The sequence below is a fragment of the Chitinophagales bacterium genome (assembly GCA_017303415.1).
Lineage (GTDB): Bacteria > Bacteroidota > Bacteroidia > Chitinophagales > Chitinophagaceae > SpSt-398.
On sequence record JAFLBJ010000001.1, the window covers coordinates 1,132,660 to 1,156,443 of the forward strand.

General features: G+C 46.9%; 20 protein-coding genes. 11 read left to right on the forward strand and 9 right to left on the reverse strand.

The genetic code is table 11. The features are described from left to right. Nucleotides 1-52: 52 nt before the first annotated feature. Complete coding sequence (locus tag J0M30_05010) at nt 53-1,216, reverse strand: MFS transporter (protein ID MBN8666843.1); 1,164 nt, start codon at nt 1,214-1,216, stop codon at nt 53-55. Between the two features lie 71 nt (nt 1,217-1,287). Here J0M30_05010 and J0M30_05015 point away from each other — a divergent pair, with 71 nt between their 5' ends. The 6 genes from J0M30_05015 to J0M30_05040 all read left to right on the forward strand — a co-directional run bounded on the left by J0M30_05015 (nt 1,288) and on the right by J0M30_05040 (nt 8,065). After that, complete coding sequence (locus J0M30_05015) at nt 1,288-2,313, forward strand: rod shape-determining protein (protein ID MBN8666844.1); 1,026 nt, start codon at nt 1,288-1,290, stop codon at nt 2,311-2,313. Between the two features lie 31 nt (nt 2,314-2,344). Continuing rightward, nucleotides 2,345-3,226: a rod shape-determining protein MreC gene (locus J0M30_05020; protein ID MBN8666845.1), complete on the forward strand. Its 882-nt coding sequence runs from the start codon at nt 2,345-2,347 to the stop codon at nt 3,224-3,226. After that, nucleotides 3,223-3,756 carry a rod shape-determining protein MreD gene (locus J0M30_05025; protein MBN8666846.1) on the forward strand — a complete coding sequence of 178 codons (534 nt, stop codon included), beginning with the start codon at nt 3,223-3,225 and terminating at the stop codon, nt 3,754-3,756. The genes J0M30_05020 and J0M30_05025 overlap by 4 nt, the downstream gene beginning before the upstream one ends. Nucleotides 3,757-3,852: 96 nt before the next feature. Then, nucleotides 3,853-5,925, forward strand: a complete 2,073-nt coding sequence (gene mrdA, locus J0M30_05030; protein MBN8666847.1) for a penicillin-binding protein 2 — start codon at nt 3,853-3,855, stop codon at nt 5,923-5,925. Then, nucleotides 5,922-7,256, forward strand: coding sequence for a rod shape-determining protein RodA (rodA, locus tag J0M30_05035; protein MBN8666848.1), 1,335 nt, complete (start codon nt 5,922-5,924; stop codon nt 7,254-7,256). The genes mrdA and rodA overlap by 4 nt, the downstream gene beginning before the upstream one ends. A 56-nt stretch (nt 7,257-7,312) precedes the next feature. Next, complete coding sequence (locus J0M30_05040) at nt 7,313-8,065, forward strand: MBL fold metallo-hydrolase (protein ID MBN8666849.1); 753 nt, start codon at nt 7,313-7,315, stop codon at nt 8,063-8,065. Nucleotides 8,066-8,204: 139 nt separating this feature from the next. On the opposite strand, the gene J0M30_05045 is transcribed toward J0M30_05040, so the two are convergent. The 7 genes from J0M30_05045 to J0M30_05075 all read right to left on the reverse strand — a co-directional run bounded on the left by J0M30_05045 (nt 8,205) and on the right by J0M30_05075 (nt 13,949). Then, nucleotides 8,205-8,636: a hypothetical protein gene (locus tag J0M30_05045; protein ID MBN8666850.1), complete on the reverse strand. Its 432-nt coding sequence runs from the start codon at nt 8,634-8,636 to the stop codon at nt 8,205-8,207. Nucleotides 8,637-8,663: 27 nt separating this feature from the next. Further along, on the reverse strand, nt 8,664-9,275 hold the full coding sequence (locus J0M30_05050) for a hypothetical protein (protein ID MBN8666851.1): 612 nt from the start codon (nt 9,273-9,275) through the stop codon (nt 8,664-8,666). A 37-nt stretch (nt 9,276-9,312) separates the two neighbouring features. Beyond that, complete coding sequence (locus J0M30_05055) at nt 9,313-9,867, reverse strand: sigma-70 family RNA polymerase sigma factor (protein MBN8666852.1); 555 nt, start codon at nt 9,865-9,867, stop codon at nt 9,313-9,315. A gap of 116 nt (nt 9,868-9,983) precedes the next feature. Continuing rightward, nucleotides 9,984-10,937, reverse strand: a complete 954-nt coding sequence (locus J0M30_05060) for a transketolase family protein (GenBank protein ID MBN8666853.1) — start codon at nt 10,935-10,937, stop codon at nt 9,984-9,986. Between the two features lie 76 nt (nt 10,938-11,013). Beyond that, nucleotides 11,014-12,069: a UDP-glucose 4-epimerase GalE gene (galE, locus tag J0M30_05065; GenBank protein ID MBN8666854.1), complete on the reverse strand. Its 1,056-nt coding sequence runs from the start codon at nt 12,067-12,069 to the stop codon at nt 11,014-11,016. 35 nt (nt 12,070-12,104) lie between these two features. Continuing rightward, a complete protein-coding gene (locus J0M30_05070) occupies nt 12,105-13,301 on the reverse strand; it encodes an inorganic phosphate transporter (protein ID MBN8666855.1) in 1,197 nt (398 codons plus the stop codon). Continuing rightward, nucleotides 13,302-13,949, reverse strand: coding sequence for a DUF47 family protein (locus J0M30_05075; GenBank protein ID MBN8666856.1), 648 nt, complete (start codon nt 13,947-13,949; stop codon nt 13,302-13,304). 123 nt (nt 13,950-14,072) lie between these two features. On the opposite strand from J0M30_05075, the gene J0M30_05080 reads away from it, so the two are divergent. The 5 genes from J0M30_05080 to J0M30_05100 all read left to right on the forward strand — a co-directional run bounded on the left by J0M30_05080 (nt 14,073) and on the right by J0M30_05100 (nt 22,477). Further along, nucleotides 14,073-15,374 carry a porin gene (locus tag J0M30_05080; protein ID MBN8666857.1) on the forward strand — a complete coding sequence of 434 codons (1,302 nt, stop codon included), beginning with the start codon at nt 14,073-14,075 and terminating at the stop codon, nt 15,372-15,374. A 105-nt stretch (nt 15,375-15,479) separates the two neighbouring features. Beyond that, entirely contained in the window at nt 15,480-18,302 is a 2,823-nt protein-coding gene (locus J0M30_05085) for a TonB-dependent receptor (GenBank protein ID MBN8666858.1), read from the forward strand. Between the two features lie 153 nt (nt 18,303-18,455). Continuing rightward, nucleotides 18,456-19,808, forward strand: coding sequence for a hypothetical protein (locus tag J0M30_05090; GenBank protein ID MBN8666859.1), 1,353 nt, complete (start codon nt 18,456-18,458; stop codon nt 19,806-19,808). A 255-nt stretch (nt 19,809-20,063) separates the two neighbouring features. Then, a complete protein-coding gene (locus J0M30_05095; GenBank protein ID MBN8666860.1) occupies nt 20,064-20,417 on the forward strand; it encodes a hypothetical protein in 354 nt (117 codons plus the stop codon). Nucleotides 20,418-20,473: 56 nt separating this feature from the next. Further along, on the forward strand, nt 20,474-22,477 hold the full coding sequence (locus tag J0M30_05100) for a hypothetical protein (GenBank protein ID MBN8666861.1): 2,004 nt from the start codon (nt 20,474-20,476) through the stop codon (nt 22,475-22,477). Between the two features lie 29 nt (nt 22,478-22,506). Here J0M30_05100 and J0M30_05105 read toward each other — a convergent pair whose 3' ends face one another. Next, entirely contained in the window at nt 22,507-23,679 is a 1,173-nt protein-coding gene (locus tag J0M30_05105; protein ID MBN8666862.1) for a hypothetical protein, read from the reverse strand. Nucleotides 23,680-23,784: the final 105 nt, after the last annotated feature.

Sequence of the window (23,784 nt, forward strand, 5' to 3'; positions counted from 1 at the left end):
AGGATGATGTAACTGGTTAATCTACCACCAATTATCCACTATTGTGCCAAAATCAGCCAATCGGGCCTGCAATTTTTTTGAAATAAAAATATATGGCGGCGATAAACGCGGCCAGTGCCGAGATAAGGAAGGGTAAGGGGCTGCCTCCGAGGCCCCAGAGCAGTCCTGCGGTACTGCTGGCAACCAGGCTGGCCAGACTTTGCCCCGAGGTGAACAAGCCGATCGCAGTTCCCGTATCAGTTTTTGGGGCAAAACGCGAAATCCACGCCTTGGCGAGTCCGTCAGTGGCCGCGGCAAAGATCCCATACAGGAAGAAGAGAAAAAGAAGCACGGGCGTGGAGTTGGACAGGGCAAAGCCGCTATAAACAACGGCAAACAGGATCAGCCCAAGCACCATCACCGGGCGGTATCCTTTTTTATCGGCCAGGGCTCCCATGGGGAAGGAAAAAAGGGCGAAAATGGCATTATAAAAAATGTATGCGCCGATCGTGAGGGTGTCACTACCAGTCACTTCCCGGGTTTTTAACAGCAAGAAGACATCGGAGCTATTAAAGAGGGCAAAGAATAGTAAACCGGCTACTAGTTTCCGATAGCCCGGGTCAGCTTTTTTCCAATACCCGAAAAAGGAGAAGAAACCTTTTCTCCCCAGGGTAGATGAAGGGGAGCGGGTTTCTTTGAGTAAAAAGAGCAAGGCAACGGCTACCAGGCCAGGTAAGAAAGCCCAATAAAACAGTGGCCGGTAATCACCCGGGAGAAAGTGAAGAAACAACAGGGCGATCAATGGCCCTGCTACCGCACCTGCCGTATCCATTCCCCTATGAAAACCAAAGACACGGGCCCTGTTTTCGGGGCTGGCCGCTGCGGAGAGCATGGCATCCCGGGCGGCCGTGCGCATTCCTTTCCCCAGACGGTCTACGGTCCGGGCACCAAATACCCAGAGCGGCCAGGCAAAAACCACCATTAATGGTTTAGAAAGCGCACTTAGCAAATATCCTCCCCGGATATAGGGTAAACGCCTTCCGGTTTCATCGCTGATTTTACCAAAATACCCCTTGGTGATACCGGCAGTACACTCGGCCACTCCTTCCAGCAGCCCGATCAGGAATAGGGAAAACCCCAGATCCCGGAGATAAAGCGGTACCACAGGGTACAACATTTCGCTCGCCACATCGGCGAACAGGCTCACCAGGGAAAGTATCCAGACGGTTCGCGACATGACTTGAAGTTAATGGTTTGTATATTCAAAATATTACACCAACTTTGCACGCATAAATCCAACCTGAATAAATGGGACTTTTTAACTGGTTTACACAAGAAATTGCGATCGACCTGGGTACAGCCAACACCCTGATCATACATAATGAAGAAGTGGTAGTGAATGAGCCGAGCATTGTTGCCCTCAATAGAAATAACCCTAAGGAAGTACTTGCTGTGGGGAAGAAGGCATTGATGATGCACGAAAAAACCCATGAGAGCATCCGTACCGTTCGACCGTTGAAAGATGGCGTGATCGCCGATTTCAACGCCGCGGAATTAATGATCCGCGAATTGATCAAACTCGTTTATCCCAAGAAACCGTTGTTCCCTCCCAGTTGGCGGATGATGATCTGTATCCCATCTTCTATTACGGAAGTAGAGAAGCGTGCGGTACGTGACAGCGCTGAGCAGGCCGGAGCAAAAGAAGTATATCTCATTCACGAACCCATGGCCGCTGCACTCGGTATCGGTATTGATGTAGAAGAACCCGTGGGTAATATGATCATTGATATCGGTGGTGGTACCACAGGTATCACAGTAATTGCGCTGGCGGGTATCGTGTGTGATCAGAGTATCCGTATTGCCGGTGATGAATTCACGGCGGATATTATGGAAGCCCTTCGTCGCTATCATAGCTTATTGATCGGTGAACGTACATCGGAGCAGATCAAAATTCAGATCGGTGCCGCGATGAAAGATCTCGATAACCCTCCGGATGATATTCCGGTTAATGGTCGCGACCTTGTGACCGGTATTCCCAAACAGATCATGGTGAGTTACCAGGAGATCGCGGAGGCATTGGATAAAAGTATTTTCAAAATCGAAGAAGCCATATTAAAAGCATTGGAGCAAACACCACCCGAACTGGCTGGAGATATTTATCGCCGTGGCTTATATCTTACCGGTGGTGGAGCTTTGTTACGCGGACTGGACAAACGTCTTAGCCAAAAGATCAAACTTCCCGTACATGTAGCCGACGACCCGCTGAAAAGTGTGGTACGGGGCACCGGGATCGCGCTTAAGAATTACGACAGGTATCCTTTTGTGATGCGGTAAACCGGTCGCCACGTGCTGACCTCACCCCCTTATGCGAAATGTCATTCTTCTACTTCGGCGGTATTCTACCTTCATCAGTTTCCTGGTGCTGCAACTGATTGCCCTGTCTTTTCTTTTTTCCTATAACCGGTATCAGCGTGCGCGCTTTTTGGGTGTGGCCAATGAAGTAACCGGCCGGGTAAATATGCAGGTTGATAAAGTAGATGACTATTTTCACCTCCGGGAGGAAAATGTGCGTGTTCACCGGATGAATGATTCGCTGCTCAATTTGCTCTCCTCCAATTTTATGACTCCCGACAGTTCACGAAAACTCGTGATCGATACGGTAAGCTATGATACCACGGGTCGCATGCGGCAATACTATTGGCGTGAGGCCAAAGTGGTGGCCAATTCCACGATCAAGGACAAAAATTATATTCAGATCAACCGGGGTGCTAACCAGGGGATCAAGGATAATATGGCCGTGGTAAGTTCGGATGGGACCCCGGTAGGGGTGGTGGCCAATGTGAGCGCCAACTTTAGTCAGGTCATGAGCCTGTTGCATGTACAACGGTTTACCTATGTCATGATGAAAAGGAGTAAGACCACTGGTCGCCTGGAATGGGATGGCAAGGATGCCGGAACACTGATCCTTAAAAGGGTGCCCCGCAGTGACTCCATTTCCGTTGGGGATACAGTGATCACAAGCCCCTTTGAACTGGGTAGTTTTCCTCCCGGTTTATTGGTGGGAACGGTCAGGGAGATCGATAATGAAAAGGCCTCTGGAGATTATATCCTGAAGATCAAACCCTTTGTGAATTTCAGACGGATTCAACAGGTGTTTGTGATCGAGAATCTCTTTTATGAAGAACAAATCAAGCTGGATAAGGACACCCGCAAAAAGGTAGAGGAATCACAAAAGAAAACGAATTGAGCGATCTGTTAAGAAATATCATCCGCTTTGTACTGTTCATCGGTATCCAGGTTTTTGTGCTGGATAAAATACCCCCATTGCACCAGGCTTTTGTACCAATCCTTTATTTCCTGTTTATCCTCTGGCTGCCTTTTTCCCTGTCGCGGTTCTGGTTACTTGTCATGGGTTTCCTTACAGGGCTTACACTGGATTATTTTACCCCTTCACCCGGGCTGCATGCAGCGGCCTGTGTACTCATTGCCTATGTAAGGCCCTTTCTGATCAATGTCCTTACCCCGCGCGACAGCACCGAATTCAACTACCGGGAACCCTCCCCCAAAGCCATGGGATGGGCACCTTATAGTGTGTACATCATTGTGCTGGTACTCCTGCACAATAGCTACCTGGTCTTCCTGGAGTGGCTGCAGTTTGGATCCTTCTGGCTCTTTCTCGTAAAGATACTCGGTACCTCTGCGGTAAGTTTGTTACTCATTTTTACGGCTGAATTGTTGTTTCCCCGCAAAATGAAGTTTCGCACCAATGTGGCTTAACATATTTTTTTTCATTGGCTATTGAATTTGATTTTTTTGAATTGTAGCTTTGACTACTAATTTCGAAACTTACCTTACGCTACACCCTCCCTTATTATGTCTGTGTTCAACCAGTCGCGGAGCCGAATCATACGTCTTATTTTCCTGGCAGTATTCATTGTCATAACGGCTCAGTTATTCAACCTGCAGGTCATTTCGGGTAAATACAAGAAACTGGCGGATGAACAGGCGATTCTAAAAAAGATCGTATATCCTTCCCGTGGGATCATTTATGACCGGAAAGGCCGCGCCATCCTGAATAATATCAAGATGTTTGATCTCATGGTGACTCCGGCCGAGGTTAAGAATATAGACACCCTTACCCTTTGCCGCTTGCTGGCGATCGATACCATCGAATTCAAGAAAAGGATCAAGACCTCGATCGACAAGAACAAAAGTTTCCGGCCGTCCGTCTTTGAACCGCTGTTGACCGCCGATAAACTGGCCGTCATCGAAGAGAATATGTGGCGTTTCAGCAACGGTTTTTTTCTCCAGGAACGCCCCGTTCGTTTGTATCCTTACAATGCCGCTGCACATATTCTGGGGTATATCGCTGAGGTGAACCAACGGGAGATCGAGCGCTCGGGTGATTTTTACCGGATGGGTGACTATATCGGAAAAAGCGGTCTCGAATCCTATTATGAGAATATCCTGATGGGTGAAAGAGGCGTACAGTTTCTGTTGCGGGATAATTTCAACCGCGTACAAGGCCCCTATGAGAATGGCGAATTTGATACAGCCGCTGTGGCCGGCAGAGGGTTAAGGACCTATATCGACATTGAATTGCAACAGCTCGCCGAGAAAATGATGACCAATAAGGTTGGGGCAGTGGTTGCTATTGATCCCAAAACAGGCGGTATATTGGCCATGGCGTCGGGACCAACGTTTAACCCCAACGATCTAACCGGTTCAGCCTTTTCAAAGAACTACAGCAAACTGGCCCTGGATGTATCCGGTCCGTTACTCAACCGGGCCATCAAGGGGCAATACCCTCCCGGTTCCACCTTTAAACCGATTGGTGCCCTGGTGGCATTGGAAGAAGGTGTTATTGATGCGAATTTCGGCTATCCCTGTACGGGGAGGTATTATGCCTGTGGACATGGAAAACCAGCCTGTACACATAGCAATGCCGGACACGCCGCAAACCTCCGTCTGTCCATTGCCAATTCCTGTAATTCCTATTATGCCCATATCTACCGAATGACAGTGGACAATCCCAAATACGGGAGTGTGAAAAAGGGCTATGAGAAATGGCATGACTATATGAACCTTTTTGGGCTTGGGGTAAGGCTGGGAATAGACCTGCCGAGTGAAGACAAAGGGAATATCCCCGATTCAGCAGTTTACAATAAGGCGTACCGCAGCGCCTGGAACTCCTGTACCAACCTAACCCTGGGAATTGGCCAGGATATGATGCTGGCGACTCCCCTGCAATTGGCCAACGCCATGTGCATGATCGCCAATAAAGGATACTATTACACGCCCCACCTGGTGGAAAAGATCGATAATGAAACAGCACAGGATACGATTCTCAAACCATTCCGGGTACGGAACAATGTATTGACCCATTTGTCGAATGAACTTTTTGAAGAAGTGATCAGTGGTATGCAGGATGTGGTAGAAACAGGAACAGCCCGGTCTGCGGCCATACCCGGTATTAATGTATGTGCCAAAACAGGTACCGCGGAGAACTTTATTATTCTTGACCGCCGGAGAATTCAATTGAAAGATAACTCGGTGTTTGTCTGTTTTGCCCCAAGGGAGAATCCGAAGATCGCCATTGCGGTTGTGGTTGAAAATGCCGGATTTGGGGGAACCTGGGCCGGTCCTATCTCGTCGATCCTGATGGAGAAATACCTGAATGATACCCTGCGACCAGAACGGCTGGCAAAAGTGGAGGAGCTCGCCAACGCGAATATCATGCCTTCCTACCTGAAACGAAAACAGTTCATTGAAGATTCAACCCGGGCTTATTGGTGGTTCAAAACAACAAAGGACAGTAATTATATTCGTCGTTTTATCAGTTTTGGACAAAGACAAAAGGACCCTTCTCCGCCAAAACTTCCCAAAAGACAGTTGATCGTGATGAATATACCCGATGATAAACAACGAAGAAACACTACTCCATGAACCAACGTAACCCTGCCATATCCAAAGGAACCGACTGGGCATTGGTCTGGTTATGGTTCTTTCTGTCACTCGTTGGCATTCTTGCGATCTTTGCGGCTACCTACCGGGAAGGAAACCCCATTGTATCTTCTTTTCTTGGATTTAAGACAGACTATAGCCGGCAATTCTATTTCTTCCTCGCTGCGGGGATGATCGCGTTGGTCATCATGCTGATCGATAGTAAATTCTTTACTGCTACGGCCAACCTTTGGTATGCCATGGGTATACTGTTGATGTTATCGGTATTTGCCATTGGTACAAGTGTGAAAGGAACCGAATCCATCATCCGGCTGGGCTCTTTTCAGTTTCAACCGGCAGAGTTTTGTAAGATCACCGTAGCATTGGCCCTTGCCAAATACTTATCCAGGGTGGAAACGGATTTTAGCAAAACAAGGGCGCAGCTCATTGCTGCCGGTATTGCCTTGTTGCCTGCCTTGTTGAGCATTGCCCAAAAAGAAACCGGATTGGCGCTGGTCTATTTTTCTTTTTTTATTGTGATGTACCGGGAAGGGCTTCCTTCCTCCATTCTGATCATCGGTTTTTCAGCAGCGGTTTTGGTCGTTGCCACCCTGCTGGTGGAGAAGAACCTCCTCGCGATCATTTTAACGGCACTTGCGTTGGTACTCTTGTATTTTCTCCGCCGCCAATTAAAACGGCAACGCGGCCTGCTGCGAAATGTAGTAATTGTCTGGTTTCTCTGTGTGGGATTGGTTCGATTTGGGGTGCCGTTTATTTTCAAACATGTTTTACAGGAACACCAGGTGGAAAGGATATTTTCTACCATAGGCCGTGATATCCCTGCTGAATACATGAAACCCGGAGGGGATAAAGAATCGGGGGCTTCCAAAAAAGACACCGACTATAATGTAAAACAATCCAAGATCGCGATTGGTAGTGGCGGGTTTATTGGAAAAGGGTTATTAAAGGGTACGCAAACCCGTTATGATTTTGTTCCCGAACAGCGGACCGATTTTATCTTCTGCACCATTGGAGAGGGTTTTGGGTTTGTGGGGAGTTTTGTCTTGTTAGGGCTTTACCTCGTTCTTCTCTTCCGTATCGTAGCCGTTGCCGAACGACAACGAAGTGTGTTCAGCCGTTGTTATGCCTATGGAGTAGGCTCTGTATTCTTCTTTCACATAGCCATTAACGTGGCCATGACTGTAGGGTTAGCCCCGGTGATCGGGATACCATTACCTTTTGTCTCTTATGGGGGTACTTCTCTTTTAACCAACACGATTCTATTGTTTATTCTGGTTAGACTGGATGCCGACCGACAAATGGTTTTGCGCTAATTCCTTTGTGTCGACACAAAGGGTTTGGGATTGCGGAACAATTGTACCTTTACGAAATGAGAATTATCTCCCTCGCCGAAGGCAATTTCACAATCGACAAGTCTAAATTATTCGTTCCCTTTCATCCCGATGAACATGATCTGCAATCCCGGCCCACCGGAAGCTTACTCGTGGAAGTACAACCTTTTGTGGTGGTCACGGAAAAGGATGTACTTCTGCTTGACACCGGATTGGGGTTTGAGAAAAACGGACGTCTTCAACTTCATGCCAACCTGGAAGCCGTTGGTATTTCCCCCAGTCAGGTAACAAAAGTGCTGATGACGCATTTGCATAAAGACCATGCAGGGGGATTGACGAATGAGGATAAATTAAGCAGTCGCTACCATTTGAATTTCCCTGATGCCACGCATTATATTCATGAACGTGAAATGGAGTTTGCCTTTGAAAAAGGGTTTCCCTCTTACATACCTGCTGAGTTGGAGGAACTGCGCGGTTCGGATAAGGTTGTATTGTTAAAAGAAGATTCAGGGTTTATTGACGGGTATATTGAGTATCGGTTAACGGGCGCCCATTCTCCTTTTCATCAGGTTTTTTGGATACGGGAGGAGGAGGAAACAATTTTCTTTGGCGGGGATGATGCACCGCAATTGCAACAGATGAAACACCGGTTTGTGGCCAAATATGATCATAATGGAAAACTGGCGGCAGAACTCAGAAAGCAATGGTGGGAAGAAGGAAGAGAAAAAGGGTGGAGGTTTTTGTTCTATCACGACATTCGAGCAGCGGTTTGGTCCGGGGAGAACATGTAGAAAATTAGAAATAAGGAAGTAAGAGATGTTGTCTTTTACTTCCTTATTTTTTATTATAAAAAAATGGCCCGCCCTGAAAAGAGCTGGCCGTTGCTAACCTATGAAAAACACCAGGTTCAAAGATACAGTAAAAATGATTTTATTCCTTGTTTAGAACGCTTCCGCCCCGGCGCCGTATCTGGAGATTTCGGCGTTCTGCTTCATCTTTCAGGGCTTTGCGAAATTCAACAGCGGCTTTTTCCACTTTATCAGGATCTACGCGTTCCGGTCTTTCTTTGACGGTCTGACGGAATTGTTCGCGATAGCGGAGTTTGATCTCAATGACTCTTTGACGTTGTTTCAGCTGATCATTGGGGAATTCCCGGCGTGCCTGGCGGATCTCATTGAAATAACGGAGGAACAGCGGGAAGGTACGGTCAGCTTCATCCTTGGACAGGTTCAGGCGCTGCTGCATGTATTCGCGGAAGCGTTCTTTCACCTTTCCATTGGCATCCTCATCTCCCTCATCCTGGGCATGGAGCGCGGAGAAGGAAAAGAGAAGCATTCCTAATATGTATAAAATCTTTTTCATTTCAAGTCTGCATATGATTCTTTAATGTCAGTTCATTTCATCGGGTAATACTTCCATGAAATCGAGCAGTTCCTTGTCGGAAACGTCATTCAGATTGGTATTCCCCGTATTGGCAATGGGTTCCTGTTTGGTATCTACGGCGGCAATCGCTTCGGTCAGGTCAAGAAAATCATCCACCTCTTCTTTGCTGATCTCCTGGTTCTTTATGTCCTTACCCAATTGCTTGGCGATGGCTGTTTCCGGGTTTACATTCGACCGGTTGTTATCCAACAGCCGGATTCCGCCGATAACCACTGCACCGGTGATAACTGCGGCTATGGCATATCGCATGATGCGGTTACCCATTGACACCACTTTGGCCGGTTTTCCGAATGGTTGTTCTTTGGTTTCGGAAACAGGGATGGCGATGTTCTTTTCAAAATAGCCCGCAGGCACTTCGTAGGGAGTCTGCTTTCTCAGGCTGCTCAGCAAGGGAGACAGGCTTTCCAGCTCTTCCTGGCTCCGGATTCGGTTCAATACCGTTTCCGCCAGCCCTTCGAAATACCCTTTTGGCACAACAAAAACATTTTCAATGCTTTGTGTGGCAAGAGTGCTCTCCAGGGAGGCCAGTTCTTCTTGTATGTCTCTTTGCTTTTTCATGATCTGTTTACTTAGGACAATCTATCTACCCCAAAGTTTAATGATTTTTTATGTAGTCCTCGATTTTCTTGACCGCATGGTGGTAGCTCGCCTTTAGCGCGCCTTCACTGGTTTCCAAAACCCGGCTCATTTCCTCATAGGGCATTTCATCATAATACCGCAACTGGAACACAATCCTTTGTTTTTCAGGTAGTTGCTGTATAGCCAATTGGAGCCTCCATTCTAACTTGTTGGCATCGAAGTTCTGTTCTGCACGGATCTTGTTTTCAAGCCCTGTTTCTACCTCACTTAAAGAAACAGATGCCCTTTTTTTCTGTTGTTCCAGATAGGTCAGGCATTCGTTGGTAGCCACCCGGTAGAGCCAGGTATAAAGCTGACTGTCTTCCCTGAATTTTTCCAGCCCATTCCACACCCGGATCAGCACATTTTGCAATACATCATTGGCATCATCGTGGTTGACCACCATTCGGCGCAGGTGCCAGTAAAGTTTTTCCTGATATTTCCGGATGATAGCGGTGTATGCCTTTTCCCGCGTGGCGGGATCGCGGAACTGCTCTAATAATTCGGTATCGCTGGGGTTCGGCAAAGGCATTGGTGGAGGTATAAGGATTAAAAATACAGTTTGAAACTGAAATATAAAAACCCTCGCGTCTTAGCGGTTAATCTTACCACAAAGGCGCGAGGGCGTTAACGGGTGCTGGAGGTAAGTTATTTTCGGGAAATGGCTTTTTCCGCTGCTGTGACGATATCGCTGATATCCAGTCCGTATTTTTTCATTAGTTCTTTTGGCGTTCCACTTTCACCAAATGTATCCTGTGTTCCGATGAACTCAATGGGAACAGGTATGTGTTTAGCGGCAACCTGTGCAATGGCATCACCCAATCCGCCAATGACATTGTGTTCTTCAGCGGTAACGGCGCATTTGGTCTTTTTCAGCGAAGCGATCACTGCTGCTTCATCCAATGGTTTGATGGTATGAATGTTGACCACTTCTACGCTGATTCCTTTTTCCTGGAGTTGTATTCCGGCCTGGATGGCATTCCAAACCAGGTGGCCACAGGCAAAGATGGTTACATCGGTTCCTTCGCTGAAGAACTGTGCCTTACCGATCTCAAAGGGTAACTCAGAAGTGAATATGGGCCAGGAGGGGCGTCCAAAGCGGAGATAAACAGGTCCCTGATAATCGGCAATTGCAATGGTAGCGGCCTTTGTTTGTGCATAATCGCAGGGAACGATCACGGTCATGCCCGGCAGCATTTTCATTAGGCCGATATCTTCCAGTATCTGGTGGGTAGCACCATCTTCACCGAGTGTAAGTCCGGCGTGGGAGGCGCAAATTTTTACATTCTTGCCGCTATAGGCCACACTCTGCCGGATCTGATCATATACCCGACCAGTAGAGAAATTGGCAAAGGTGGTGGTGTATGGAATTTTTCCGCCGATGGTTAATCCCGCGGCGATACCGATCATATTTGCTTCGGCGATACCACATTGGATAAAACGTTCCGGAAATTCCTTTATGAACTGATTCAATTTCAGTGAACCGGCCAGGTCAGCGGTGAGCGCTACCACGTTCGGGTTTTTTTTGGCTACTTCAGCAATTCCGTCCCCGAAGCCGCTTCGGGTGTCTTTGTTTCCGATCGATTGAATGTCTTTGAGCATGTTGATGGTTGTTTTCTTATGCCAGCGGCTAACAGATATGGTTCATTAGCTTTCGGCGTTTATGAATTTAAAATGGTTAATTCAGTTCCGATTTTCCCCGTGTAAATACTGTTTCATCCTGCTTTAATTTCATTTCCCATTTCCAGGCGCTGCTGATCATTTCTTCCAGGCTGTATTGAATGGTCCATCCCAGCAGGTCGGAGGCAAGGTCGTTATTGGCATAGATCGCCACCACATCACCGGAGCGGCGGGGGCCGATACGGTAATTGAGTTTTTGACCGCTTACTTTTTCAAAGGCTTTGATGGCTTCAAGTACGGTCACGCCATTTCCGGTTCCCAGGTTGAAAACTTCACAGCGGCTGTCATTTTTGTCGTTCTCCAGGTATTGGAGGGCGAGGGTATGCGCATGTGCCAGGTCGGATACATGGATAAAGTCGCGCAAACAGGAACCATCGCGGGTGTCATAATCGTCGCCATACACTACAAGCATGGGAAGTTTGCCAATAGCTGTTTGGGTAATGGCGGGAAAAAGGTTTTGAGGTTTACCCATGGGCATTTCACCGATCTCAATGGAAGGGTGGGCGCCTACGGGGTTAAAATATCGCAGCAGGATACACTGGGTATCGTTGGCCTTTGAAAATTCATTCACGATCTGCTCACCCATTTGTTTGGTATAGCCATAGGGAGAGGCTGCCGGTTTGGGTGGGGTTCTTTCTGTTACCGGTATCTCATCCGGATTGCCATACACCGTACAGGAGGAGGAGAAAACAAAATGCGGGGTTTTGAATTCCTGTGCGCATTTCAACAGGTTGATCAGCGACATCAGGTTATTTTCAAAGTAAAGAAGAGGCTGTTCAACCGATTCACCCACTGCTTTATAAGCCGCAAAATGAATGATTCCCGTGAGGTCAGGGTTTTCCTGAAAGATTGCAAACGTATCATCAAAATTGCAGAGGTCTACACGGTAGTTCTTTACTCTCTTTCCCGTTATCTTTTCCACGCCATCCAGGATCTTGCTGCTCGACCGGGAATTATTGTCAACGGAAATTACTTCATAGCCATTCTCGATAAGGTCAACCAGGGTATGCGAACCGATATAACCACATCCTCCCGTTACCAGGATTTTTGCCATAGTTCAAATTTGTGGGCAAAATTCAGCATTTCTTTCTAGATAAAAAACCGGACGATAAGATAAACTCCGGCAGCCAGCAATCCGCTGATCGGGATTGTCAGAATCCACGCCCATAAGAGGTTGACTGTAACTCCCCAACGCACCGCTGACAGGCGTTTGGTAGCGCCTACCCCGATTATTGAACCGGTGATGGTATGGGTGGTACTGACCGGTATTTTTAGGGCTTCCGTAACAAAAAGGGTGATGGCACCCGCCGTTTCTGCGGCTACCCCTTCAAATGGGGTCACTTTGGTGATTCGGGTACCCATGGTCTTTACGATCTTCCAGCCTCCGCTCATGGTACCCAGACCGATGGCTGAATAACAGGCCAGGGGCACCCAAACGGGCATTTGATCAAACCCGCCGATGGAGCCGTGAGCGATCAGGGCGGCCGTGATGATACCCATTACTTTTTGGGCATCATTTCCTCCGTGACCGATACTAAACGCGGCAGAAGATACCAGTTGAAGTCTCTTAAACCAGGAATTGGCCTTGTTGGCATTCAGATTGCTCAGGTACATGGAAAAAGTGGCCATAATGAGCATGATCAACGAAAGGAGAATCCACTTAAAGTTGGAACCATGGAATACGACTCTCCAGAAATACGTATCAAAATCGGATTTGAGTTTCTCCGGTCGGGTTTCCAGGTTAAATATGAGGAAGACCACGACACCTGCCATGACGGTAATGGAAATGATCTTGGGCAGCCACCCTTTTTGAAAGGAATGGATGAACCAGAGTGAAATTATAAAGGCAGCGATCATACCGACCACCGGAGCGAGGAATATGAAAATGGCAGTTTTAAAAACCGGATCTGCATTTACCGAAGAAAAGGTTCCGGCATGGGCAATGGCGGCTCCGGCAAATCCTCCGATCAGGGTATGCGAAGACGAAGAAGGGATACCAAACCACCAGGTAAACAAATTCCAAACGATGGCAGCCACCAGACCTGAGAAAATGACAGGCAAGGTGATAAAATCTTGTTTCACCGTTTTAGCGATCGTATTGGCAACACCGTGATCTTTGAAAATAAAAAAGGCCAGAAAATTAAATGCGGCAGCCCAAAGTACAGCCTGAAAAGGGGTCAAAACCTTGGTGGATACCACGGTAGCTATCGAGTTGGCCGCATCGTGAAATCCATTGATATAATCAAAAACCAGGGCGAGGGTGATGATAACGATCAGGAAGGTCATTTACGAATATTTAATGATGATCGACTCGATCACGTTACTGGCATCCTCACATTTATCGGTCACGATCTCCATAACCTGGTAGATCTCTCTTTTCTTGATCACCTCTTTGGCATCTTCTTCCATGGCAAATAACCGTTCAATACAAAGGTCAAATACATCATCGGCCTGATTCTCCAGACTGTTGATCTTGACCAGTGATTCGGTTACCTGGCGGAGGTTTTTCATGTCGCGTAATCCACCTACCGCTTTACGCACCAACACCGTTCCCTGCTCAATCATATCGGCAAACTTTTGCATACCGGTATCATTCGGGTTCACCCGATAGAAATTGATCTTTTTGGCAGAGGCATAAATGTAATCCGCGATATCATCCAGAGAAGTAGCCAGATAGTGGATATCCTCACGATCAAAGGGAGTGATAAAATTCCGGCCAAGCTCTGTGAATATCCGATGAGTCAGGTCATCATTAGCATGCTCGAGGTCTTCCACCTCAATGATCAGGGCGGCCCTTTTATCAAAATCAGGCTCCGCTACGATATCCTTTAATTTCTGGCCCATGATGGCCCCGTTGTCGGCCACCTTTTCGAACAACTCATAAAATATGAGGTTCTTTGGCATAAAGATCTTGAGAAATGAGTTGAGGCCCATGGTAGAAATTTTGCGCAAAGATTATGTTTTGGTGGCCCAAAGTATATGAAATTCGATTTTGGTAACAATTTCTTAATACAGTCCTTTTTCGCCCCAATTACCTTTGCGAAATATTAATTTTTCATGAACAAATCGTTAACTGGTTCATTGTTAATAGCTTTGGTTATCACAGGATTGTGTTTGCCCGCCACAGGCCAGCGGTACCTGACCGGGTTAGATTCATCCCTATTCATAAAAGATACGGTCAGACCGTTTCTGAAACGGTTTGGAAACCTTCGGTTTTCGGGCTATATACAACCACAATATCAGGTCATAGAAAAGGATGGGGCCGCTACATATGGTGGAGGTGATTTTTCAGCTCAATCACGAAACAGGTTCATGTTACGGAGGGCCCGGATGAAGATCGATTACCTGGCGCTTACAGAGGACAGGCTTCCTAAAGCGCTGTTCACTTTCCAAATGGATGTAACTGAGAGAACGGTCAGAGTCAGAGATATGTTTGTTCGCTTGTATGAAACCAAAGGGAACCAGTTTTCACTTACCACCGGGATCTTTGCCAAGCCCTTTGGTTATGAAGTGAACGTTTCTTCATCCTTTCGCGAAACACCAGAACGGGGGCGAATGTCGCAAATTCTGATTCCATCCGAACGGGATCTGGGGGTCATGATCAGCTATGAACCTCAGCGCCCGGGAAAAAATAAACACCAGTTGCGTATTGATGCGGGTGTATTCAATGGCCCGGGATTGTCTGCTACAACGGATTTTGATAATAAAAAAGATCTGGTAGCCCGAATAACCTATGAACCCCTTCACAGAGAAGGCATCCAGGTTCATGGTGGCCTGTCGTTGATGCGGGGAGGATGGAAGCAATCCTCAAAATATGTTTACACGACAAGGGAAACAGGAGGGAAGGAGGATTTTTATGTGGACTCTGCCATCTCCAATGTGGGAAAGACGGCACCCAGACAATACTATGGTGGGGATGTGCAGGTGAGGTTTCCTGTCCACCATGGCGGTCTTGAACTGCGGGGTGAGATCTGGTTTGGAAAACAACCCGGTACGGCCACTTCAACCATTAACCCCGGAACGCTTCCTGCTGGTCCGACCTATATCCGTCAATTCAGCGGTGGTTTTTTCTACCTGATCAAGGACCTGGGCCAAAAAGGGCATCAATTGCTGGCCAAATATGATTGGTATGACCCTAACACTAAAATACAGGGCAAGGCCATCGGACTTAACAATAGCTTTACATCGGGCGATATAAGTTATCAGACCTGGGGGCTGGGCTATTCCCATCCGGTTACAGAGAATGTCAAATTGGTTCTTTACTATGAACATGTTGTAAATGAAGCAACTAGCTATGCCGGGTACACCACCGACCTGCCAGATAACCTGTTTACCTGCCGGCTCCAATTTCGGTTCTAGATCGACCGGGTTAACATTCCGGTAATATTGGCATCACAATTCGATAATATTCGCGTAATACCGCAATAACATTGGGGTGGTTGCTTTGCAGCGAAATTGGAAGATATGCTGCGAATAAAACTGGTCCGGTACGTTGCTCTGTTCTTGTCCCTGTTCATGGTGGTACAACTCCATGCACAGTCTGTTAAGCTCAACGGTAAAATTGTTAACGAGAAAAATGAACCGATTCCTGGTGCCACTATCCAGGTAACCGGTGTATCCGGAAGCTATATTGCAGACATAGAAGGACGTTTTTCCGTAAGCCTGAACCCGGGTAAATACACCATCGCTGTTTCAAGCGTGGGTTTCAATTCCAAAGAAATCTCGGACATCGAGGTAGGGCAGAACATGGATAACTCCATCACGATCGTTTTGGACAGACAAGTGAAAACCGGAGAGAATGTGGTTGTCCGATCCACCCGCAAACAGGAATCCACTGCCGCTTTATTGACCTTTCAGCGCAGCAACCCCGCTCTTTCCAGTGGTCTGGCTGCTGACTTTATCCGCCGCACACCCGATAAGAATACAGGTGAGGTGTTGAAGCGTGTGTCTGGTGCAAGTATCCAGGATAACCGCTTTGTGATCATTCGTGGTCTGAGCGACCGCTACAATGCCGCGATCATCAATAATGCACAATTACCCAGCACAGAGCCGGATAAGAAGGCTTTCTCTTTTGATGTATTCCCTGCTACGCTGGTAGATAATATTATCATCAATAAAACTGCTACACCTGAACTGACCGGTGAGTTTGCCGGTGGTGTGGTTCAGATCAACACCAAGGATGTTCCTTCCCGGAATACATTGAGTGTAGGTCTTACAATCGGGTTCAACACACAATCTGCCTTCAAAGATTTCACCAGCAACGAACGTAATGGCACCGATTGGATGGGTTTTGATGACGGTACGCGGAGTATTCCTGCCGGATTCCCAACCAGCCCCCAGGCCTATCGCGTTTTGGGTGCCAACCCCACCGGTTTCAACCAACAACTGGCCATCAGCCGTCTATTTAATAGTGATGTTTATAAAAGGAAGACCACTACAGCCGCTCCCAATCAAACCTATAGTCTGACCTGGGGTAATGCGACCAAGTTCAAGAATGGTGGCACATTTGGTTCGGTAATCTCCCTTATCTACCGCAATAGCATGTTGGTGTATGATGTAACAAGACAGTTACATGAAGACAACGGCTCATTGCTCGTTCAATTGAATGACCGTCAAAATCGTTACGGGGTTAACGTGGGTGCTATTGCCAATTTTACCTATGTAAAGGGCAAGCATAAGATTTCTTTTAAGAACCTGTTCAACCAACTTTTTGAAGATAATTTCTACACCCGTACCGGTTTCTCAGTTGACCGCGTACAGGATATTGAATTCAGTTCATCCGTACTCAACCAACGCAGCCTCTACACCGCCCAGTTGGAAGGCGAACATCGTCTCACCAACAGTGGAGTGAAATTGACCTGGAATGGAAATATTGGTTACAACTGGAAGATCCAACCCGATCTTCGCACCCAATCATATTTCCGCTCACAAGGCAGCGCCGATCCTTTTGAAATGAACGATGATGATACGCGTCGTTTCGACAGCAAATTGAAGGACTATAGTTATGGTGCAGTAGGTAGCCTGGAGATCCCCTTTAAGATGGCCGGAAATAGCCAGAAATTTAAAGCGGGTGGTTCGACCCTGATCCGTATCCGTGATTTCCGCAGCCGGATCTTCCGCTATATCCCTGCTTCTGCAGCACAGTTTGATAACAGCAAACTGGAGCTTCCATATGATCAGATCTTCCTCCCCTCCAATATTTCCAACAACGGGTTCATCATTGAAGATTTTACCAATAACCAGGATAAATACTTTGGTGTTTCCATCGTAAATGGCATGTACGGTCAGTTTGATAATAAGTTTGGTGACATGGTGCGTTTGGTTTGGGGTGTGCGCGTAGAAAATTTCCAGCAGTTCCTGACCACTAAAGATGTTACGGCGAAGCGGGTAGTAGTGGACAATGAGAAATGGGACGTATTGCCTTCTTTTAACCTGACCATCAGTCCCGATAAAAAACAAAATATCCGTCTCGCCGGTAGCCGTACCGTTAGCCGTCCAGAGTTTCGCGAAATAGCTCCGTTCTCATTCTTTGATTATGAAGTGAACTATGCGGTGAATGGTAACCCCGATCTTCAACGTGGTACCATCCTGAACGGCGACATTCGGTATGAGTTCTACCCCAAAGGTGGTGAGGGTGTATCCATCGGCGCCTTCTACAAATTCTTTAATGATCCCATCGAACTTCGTCTGAACCCTTCCAGCGTACTTGACCGTCGTAACTATCAGTTCCAGAATGCAGATGAGGCCTATGCGCTTGGTGGAGAGATCGAAGTACGGAAAGCGCTTGATTTTATCAGTGATGATCTCGAGGTATTCAATGTATTTGCCAACCTGACCTATATCTATTCCAAGGTAACCCTGGCTTCTACATCGGGTAGTGGCGCTACTGAATCAACCAACCGACCCTTGCAAGGCCAGTCGCCTTATCTGATCAACCTGGGTGTACAATATAATAGTGAGAACGGCAATTGGAGTGGTTCGCTCTTGTACAACCGTATTGGTCAGCGACTCGCACTGGTGGGTATCAATAACCTCGGCTTCCCCGATGTGTATGAGCGCCCCCGTAACCAGGTTGACCTGCAATTGACGCGGAAGATCATGAACAACCGGGGAGAGCTTAAACTGACCTGGGCCGATATGTTGAACCCGGCCTATTATTTCTATGAAAACGTAGACAGCAAAAAAGCATTCAAGGAAGGAACGGATCGCCTGTTCAATAGTTTCAAACCCGGATCGACGATCTCACTTGGGTTTACGTATGATTTCAATCTGGGGAAGAAGGGGTAGCAGCGTTTTGCTATTAGCTGTTAGCTATTAGCTTATAGTTTCAGAAAGAAGAGTTCTTAAATATTGGAAGTAAAATTTTTTATTAATAAAACACAAAAACTAATAGTTAAAGGCCAACAGCTGATAGCTATTCAGAAGCAAAATCAAACTTGTATGAAGCAATTCCTCCTGGCAGCGTTTGTACTTACCACTGTAGTAAGCGTTACATCCTGCGTAAAGGTGAATTTTGATGAGACCGAGGTAACGGCTCCGGTTGATTCCACCAGCAATGTCATTACCGGAAAAGTTACTACCAGCCGGTTTTATGCCCGTGGTACCTATATCCTGAAAGGATATGTATATGTTACTGAAGGCGCTACCCTGACCTTTGAATCTGGTTGTGTTGTGAAAAGTGATATTACCGAGAAAGGGGCTTTGATCATCGAGCGCGGCGCCAAGCTGATTGCTGATGGTACAGCTGCCAATCCGATTGTTTTTACCAGTGGTAAAGCGGCTGGTTCACGTGCGCCTGGTGACTGGGGTGGTATCATCCTGCTGGGTAAAGCACCCACTAACCGTCCTCTTGACCCGGCTCCAACGATCGAAGGAGGTGTTGCCCGTCAATATGGTGGAACTGATCCGCTGGATGAAAGTGGTATCCTCCGCTATGTACGTATCGAGTTTGCCGGTATCGCCGCCGAACCCGGATCTGAGATCAATGGGTTGACCTGTGGTGGTGTTGGTTCCGGTACCATCATTGAAAATGTAATGGTCTCCTTTGGGAATGATGATGCCTACGAATTCTTTGGTGGCACGGTGAATGCGAAACGACTGATCGCTTTTGCCACTGCCGATGATGATTTTGACTTTGACTTTGGTTATACAGGAAAGATCCAGTACGGTGTTTCCTGCCGTAAGCCTGACTTCGTTGATGCAGGTGATGCAGGTAATGCCATTGAGTGCGATAATGACGGTTCTGGTACAGCTGCTACCCCGAAGACCAAACCCCAGTTGAGCAACTTTACCTTTGTTGGCCCCAATAATGCCGCTGGTACTGCAGCCAACCACAACTTCTCCAACCGCTGGCGCCGGGCCACGCAGTTCATCCTGCGTAACTCCATCCTGATGGGTCACCCCGATGCCGGTTTCTCTCTGGAGTCTGATGCAACCATTAACGACTACTATATTAACAACCTTTCTGAATTCAAAAATAACCTGGTGCATGCCAACAGCACACCGTATAAATCAGGTAATGCAGCCATCGCTACCAACGCCCAGTTACAAACCAAGGCAGAGAGCGAAGGTTGTATCACCTATGCGGATGCCGCTTCCATTCAACTGGAAAGCCCTTTCTATAGCACCAGCCCCAACTTTTTACCTAAAACCGGCTCGCCCGCACTTACTGGCGCAAGCTATTCTGGAATGAACTCCTTCTTTACCAGCGGTACATTTATCGGTGCCTTTGGTACAACCAACTGGGCGACTGGCTGGACGGAATGGGATCCGCAGAATAAAGTGTACAACTAAGACCAGGATTTTGGGATTGTGCGGATGTTTAGGATTTGTGTGGAGTAATTTGGATTGATGAGATTTATTTTTGATAGATTAGGCCGGGATGGTTTATTTTGAACTACAATTTTTCAAATGAAAAGAAGTTCAAAAAATATCATCCCGGCTTTTTCATGGAGGAATACTAGTCGGTTTAAATTCCCCGTGAGATCAATCCTTTTCATCCTCCAAATCCTGGTAACTGGGTGTGGGAGTAAAGGCACCCCCGCTCTCATGCCTGAAATTTCAACTGCTGATTCAGCGGCTGTTCTCTATTATACTACACCTGGTAATCCCCGTTTCTATACATTTTCCAAATCCACCGATACGGTTCAGTTGCGCCTGATCTCGAGCAATGTCAACCAGGCTGCCAAACCCATGAAATCAGATTGCGCCACTGAAGGCAAGATCTTTTTTTACAGGGGGAAAGAAGAAGCTTATACCGTTTACTTCAGCACAGTGGAGGATTGCTCCCGGCTTTATTTTATTCGCACGGGTGAAAAGTTCTATGTTCCCCTGAAGGAAGAAGTGAAAAAGATATTGGAAGAGTGGAAAAAAGGGGCAAAAGAGCCCGCGCCCGAGAATTGACCGCCCCCGAAACTGAATTCTTTTTTAGCCCGGCAAATATTCTATTTTAGCAGCGGATGCTGACCAGTTCCCACCAAAGACCGATTCTGTCGGTTGCCCTTATTTTGATTACCAGTTATTTATTTCTCACGGCTTGTGAGCGGGAATTGTCATGCGAAGACTGTAAGGTAGGTAACCTGCCACCCGTGGCCAATGCAGGGCACGATCTGGCAATCAGCTTACCGCAGGACAGTATACTATTGGATGGTCGGGCATCGACCGATCCGGATGGCCAGATCATACGGTTTAAATGGACGAAGGTCTCAGGTCCTGCATCCTATTCCATACAAACCGATGCGCAATCCACCACCCGGGTGCGTGGGCTCCTGATTGGCAGTTATAATTTTGAACTGGAAGTAGAGGACAACGAAGGACAAATTGACAAAGACACGATACAGGTTTTGGTGGAAGAAATAGCTACCAATCATCCCCCCGTGGCAGTTGCGGGTGCAGATATCAATATTATAACCCCGACGAATACTGTTTCCTTAAATGGTTCTGCATCCTGGGATCCGGATAATAATATTGCGGGGTATGCCTGGACAAAAATCGCGGGTCCTTCGATCGTGACTATATCCGATCCGGTGAACGTACAAACTGAAGCCGGAAACCTCGTGATAGGGGAGTATCTGTTTGAATTGGTGGTAACGGATGCCGGAGGATTGTTCTCAAAAGACACGATAAAAGTAACGGTTTCAAATCCACCCGGAGTGCCTCCTGTAGCTGATGCAGGTACGGATCAGTCCATACAATACAATTTGCAAACCTGTAGTATGGATCCCTCCTTTATTACGTTGGATGGAACAGCTTCCTTTGACCCGGATGGAACGATCGTTGCCTATCAGTGGACCTTAATAAGTCCTGCCAACTCACTGGTCAATATGACCAATCCTGTCACATCCACTACGACCGTAAGTGGTCTTGCATCCGGGGTCTATAAGTTTCAATTGGAGGTAAGGGACAATGATGGTGGAACGGATAAGGATACGGTGTTGGTCAATGTTGTATCCGGTAACCGCCAACAGATACCCGCGCAATTGGTACCTGTCGGTACTTTATCTCAACAACGCCATGTTGGTGCGGTGGCCACGGTTGGAACAAAGATATTTTTTGCTGGTGGCAGATTTCCTCCTCTAAGCCCAGGTCCCAATTTTTCCTCCCGGGTAGATATTTACGATATTTCGACCAACAGTTGGTCAACAACAGAACTTAGTCAGCCCCGTTGGGGTCTCACGGCTGTGACTTCAGGCAACCGTGTGTATTTTGCCGGAGGTACAGCCATCCAAACACAAGCTGGCACTACAGTCAGCCAAACCAAGCGGATAGATGTGTATGATAATTTGACCGGACTCTGGTCAACCATGGAAATGCCCCGTGCCGGTCATTTCAGTTCCATTGCATTTGGATCAAAATTGTTCTTTGCAGGTGGCAGCGCCATCGATATTTATGATATAAATGCCAATGCCTGGACAGCTAAGACATTAAGTCAACCAAGGTATCTGATCGCTACAGCCAACGTGCAGGGTAAATTATATTTTTCCGGAGGTGCATCAACAATTTCAGGAACAAATCCATTTGCTCAAATAGATATTTTTGATCCTTCCTCGGGCTCCTGGTCGGTTTCAGCTATGAGCGAACCAAAATACGGAATGGTCAGTGTCGGATTGCGAGGGAAGGTGATGTGGGCAGGTGGTACTACGGCTGGGGGAGTTACCAATAAAGTAGAAATGTTGGATGTAAATACGCAGTCTACATCTTTTTCCTGTTTATTTCAACCCAATTCATTTTCCTATCAAAGCCTGGGAAAGTTAAATGAACGATTGGTGTTCTTTGTGTGGAATGGAACCGCGAAAGACAGGTTCGATATTTATGATGTGGTCAATGATACCTGGTCGATCGGCGTGCTGGATCAGGCGATCACTCCTTCATTAGTTATATCAGTCAATAACGAAATTTATGTGGTTGGTGCCCTGGCGGGGGGAAATGGGTACTACGACCAGGTTTGGAAACTGGTATTCTAGCGTTAATCGTATAAAAATGTAAGACCGCTCTATTTTTCCCTCGCTGGCATATAGGCATACGCTATTTCGTATTGTGCTTTCACAAATTGAGGGGGGAGCTGTCCGATCTTCAAATCGGTTTTTTGCGGTGTGGGTTCGCAGATGGAATATTTTCTTCCAGCATAGTCGATCTGGTTCTGGCCAATCGGTTTGTCAAAAGCAACGGCAATTGTTACATGGGTGGGATAGGAGATCACCAGCATGGGCAGGTCATAGATTTCTTTAATGAGATAGAAAAAGAGGGCAGCCCGGTCATCGCAATCGCTTTGATCCGAAAGTAGTGTTTGTTCGGGGGTCAGTCTTTTTTCACCACCATAGATATTGATATCCGGTTCATATAAGAAAGCGTATCGGGTGAAATTCATCAGAAACTCAACTCCTTTTTTCTTGTTTAACCCCTTGACCCTTTTTTTAAGTTCCGGTATCAGGGATGTATAGGTAGGTCCGCTTAAAGGAGTATTGAAGTAGGAGCCATAATCCACTACCGGATAATTGGTAAACAGGGCCTTTACACCAGTGCTCAATTTTATCTTAAAATGATACCCCTCTTCATAATAATTAAAGGCAATGTCTTTTTCCTGATAGGTGGCCGGCCCGAGATCGGGCATGTGGGTGACTTTATAGGTAAAACCGCGGTTGGCATTTGCTACTGGAAGTTCAACTTCTGAAAATTGCGTTTTTGTAAAATCGATCTGCCCATAATCATGGTAGTTCAGGCATACATACTGTTTTCCCTCCTTGACCCGATAAGGGATATTGTACACGTTTTCGTCCGTTTGAATGTAGAAGAGGATGCGCTCCCCATCCACGGTAACGATGGAATTATAACCTGATTTGACCAGGAAGAACCATTTGTAGAGAGTATAACGGGCGTAATTACCGTATTTGGGACTGATTCCCTGTGCGGTCCTGCGAATGAGTTGGTAAAAAAGCCAGTCATCCAGTTTGTACTTATCCCGGGTAGCAACCAGGTTTTCGATCAATCCGGCATAGGATGATTGGTTGATTTTAGCATAAAAGTCCCGGATTCCGGATGCGGTTAGAGGCCCTTCCCAGTTTACAAATAAGGAGGAATCTGCTTGAAATTCAATCTTTTCGCCAAGAAAATCAAAGCGGAGAGGTTCAGTTTGAGCCTGAAGAGAAAGGGCGCAAACCCATAGGATCGATATGGCCAGGAGCTTTTTCAAGGGGCCGATGGTTAACATTAAAGTTACAAAAACTTAACAATTAAGTAATATTAAGTTTTTGGCCTTCTGGTTTGGGGTCCA